Origin of the sequence: Streptomyces sp. GbtcB7 (genome assembly GCF_019091445.1) — a bacterium.
GTDB lineage: Bacteria > Actinomycetota > Actinomycetes > Streptomycetales > Streptomycetaceae > Streptomyces > Streptomyces mirabilis.
Genome location: NZ_JAGXJM010000109.1, coordinates 1 through 1,285 on the forward strand (window position 1 = coordinate 1; position 1,285 = coordinate 1,285).

Genomic DNA, 1,285 nt, shown 5'->3' on the forward strand with positions numbered 1-1,285 from the left:
TCGTGACTGCGTGCCTTTTGAAGAATGAGCCTGCGAGTTTGCGGTGTGTTGCGAGGTTAACCCGTGTGGGGAAGCCGTAGCGAAAGCGAGTCCGAATAGGGCGATTCAGTAGCGCGCTCAAGACCCGAAGCGGAGTGATCTAGCCATGGGCAGGTTGAAGCGGCTGTAAGAGGTCGTGGAGGACCGAACCCACCAGGGTTGAAAACCTGGGGGATGACCTGTGGTTAGGGGTGAAAGGCCAATCAAACTCCGTGATAGCTGGTTCTCCCCGAAATGCATTTAGGTGCAGCGTCGTGTGTTTCTTGCCGGAGGTAGAGCACTGGATAGGCGATGGGCCCTACCGGGTTACTGACCTTAGCCAAACTCCGAATGCCGGTAAGTGAGAGCGCGGCAGTGAGACTGTGGGGGATAAGCTCCATGGTCGAGAGGGAAACAGCCCAGAGCATCGACTAAGGCCCCTAAGCGTACGCTAAGTGGGAAAGGATGTGGAGTCGCAGAGACAACCAGGAGGTTGGCTTAGAAGCAGCCACCCTTGAAAGAGTGCGTAATAGCTCACTGGTCTAGTGATTCCGCGCCGACAATGTAGCGGGGCTCAAGCGTACCGCCGAAGTCGTGTCATTGCAGCAATACGCCCAACGGCGGCTGTGATGGGTAGGGGAGCGTCGTGTGCCGGGTGAAGCCGCGCCGGAAGGCAGTGGTGGACGGTTCACGAGTGAGAATGCAGGCATGAGTAGCGATACACACGTGAGAAACGTGTGCGCCGATTGACTAAGGGTTCCTGGGTCAAGCTGATCTGCCCAGGGTAAGTCGGGACCTAAGGCGAGGCCGACAGGCGTAGTCGATGGATAACCGGTTGATATTCCGGTACCCGCTGTGAAGCGTCAAACATTGAACCAGGCGATGCTAAGTCCGTGAAGCCGCCCCGGAGCCTTCGGGCAAAGGGGAGTGGTGGAGCCGACGGACCAGACCTGCAGTAGGTGAGTGATGGGGTGACGCAGGAAGGTAGTCCATCCCGGGCGGTGGTTGTCCCGGGGTAAGGGTGTAGGCCGTGCGATAGGTAAATCCGTCGCACATCAAGGCTGAGACCTGATGCCGAGCCGATTGTGGTGAAGTGGATGATCCTATGCTGTCGAGAAAAGCCTCTAGCGAGTTTCATGGCGGCCCGTACCCTAAACCGACTCAGGTGGTCAGGTAGAGAATACCGAGGCGTTCGGGTGAACTATGGTTAAGGAACTCGGCAAAATGCCCCCGTAACTTCGGGAGAAGGGGGGCCATCACCGGTGAT

At 57.7% G+C, this 1,285-nt stretch carries 1 rRNA gene (cut by a window edge); it reads left to right on the forward strand.

The features are described 5' to 3' along the window. Positions 1–1,285: ribosomal RNA gene (locus KVT44_RS55370) — 23S ribosomal RNA — on the forward strand; its annotated part runs 1,273 nt beyond the window's last position; the annotation flags it as partial.